At 65.7% G+C, this 248-nt stretch carries 1 protein-coding gene; it reads right to left on the reverse strand.

Annotation, left to right across the window (positions count from 1 at the left end):
* A partial coding sequence (locus SB724_RS21305; protein WP_410573003.1) for a helix-turn-helix domain-containing protein occupies positions 1-248 on the reverse strand: 248 nt, incomplete at both ends.

A 248-nucleotide genomic window follows, 5' to 3' on the forward strand; every position in this document is an offset into this window, starting at 1 on the left:
CAGCCCCGTATCCGAGAGGTGCAGGGCACGCGCTATGGACTCGAGGACTTGACGCGAAGGGCTGATGTCCCGGCCTTGCTCCAACCACGTGTACCAGGTGACGCTCACGCCGGAGAGGAAAGCCACCTCTTCCCGGCGGAGGCCGCGCTCGCGGGAACGGCCCACTGGCGGCAAGCCGTAATCGGAACGGAGTGCCTGGCTTCGGCGGGCCCTCAGGTATAGCCCGAGCTCTTTGCGTCTCTCATCTT

The organism is Bacillus sp. SIMBA_031, from assembly GCF_046535225.1.
GTDB lineage: Bacteria > Bacillota > Bacilli > Bacillales > Bacillaceae > Bacillus > Bacillus velezensis.